The organism is Paraburkholderia sp. UYCP14C (assembly GCF_004197395.1).
Taxonomy (GTDB): Bacteria; Pseudomonadota; Gammaproteobacteria; order Burkholderiales; family Burkholderiaceae; genus Paraburkholderia.
This window is the reverse complement of record NZ_SELS01000298.1, coordinates 1-813: the sequence shown is the minus strand read 5'-3', so window position 1 is coordinate 813 and position 813 is coordinate 1. Positions and strand designations below refer to the sequence as shown.

The 813-nt window shown below is 57.7% G+C and carries 2 protein-coding genes; one reads left to right on the top strand and one right to left on the bottom strand.

What is annotated here, in order from left to right:
- The coding region (locus EVC45_RS46480; protein ID WP_211193618.1) for a hypothetical protein at positions 1-239 on the top strand (239 nt) is incomplete at its 5' end.
- Positions 240-589: 350 nt separating this feature from the next.
- Here the strand turns inward: EVC45_RS46480 and EVC45_RS46475 are convergent.
- Positions 590-813 (bottom strand): hypothetical protein (locus EVC45_RS46475; RefSeq protein WP_211193617.1); only part of this gene is annotated, 224 nt, incomplete at its 5' end.

Here is an 813-nt window from a genome sequence, read left to right as displayed (position 1 = left end):
GCGCTATCGCAAGGAAAAAGGACAATATGCATTCCAGAACAAATATGGATACGGCCTGCGTGCCCGTGTGGAAGCGCTCGCACAGCCAGCGACAAACAGAACAGGCGCCGACAATCATCCAGCGACAACCACAACGAAGGAGCGACAACCATGACCGGATAACCGACAATCACCCCGGTCGACCGGCCAAGATGGTTGTCGGTAAACCGGCCGTGCTGCTTGACGCTGTCCATTCATGACTTACTGGCACGGCGGGCAGCATGCTGTGAAATGACAAGCGCTAGAAGGCCAGCGACAAGTTCGCCTCCGCGCTCATGTTCTGCCGAGCAACGGCAAGCGATTCTGAACGCGCCAGCCCGCGCAGTAGTTTACCGATGACGTTCGTTCGGCACTCCGCCAATAACTTCAGGTTACCGGTCGCTACGCGCGCGCCCCTTTAAGGACGTCCAAGTCGCTAGCGATTCGCGAAGCAGTGCGAAAACCAGCGTCTGGCTGGTTAAGCTTGTGCCTTACGAGGGTCGGACATCATGCTCGACGTTTGGAACTAGCGTTGCATTTGCCACCTCTTGAACAGCGGCGCGCGGGATCTTTAGTAACGCTCTCGGGGGCGGCCGCGTTCTGCGCAGTCTGGCGCCGCCGCATTGGCCAACGGCTCGCACCGTCCCCAGCAGACTCCAGCAGGAAACAACCCCATTAGGCCAGATTTAAGCAGCTTGAGCTTGAGCAGGCGTGCCCTTGCGGCGGCTCCGGTTTTTCTGGACACAGAGTTGGGGTAAAACGTGTGATCCAAACTGGAGTAGTTGATGTTGAAGA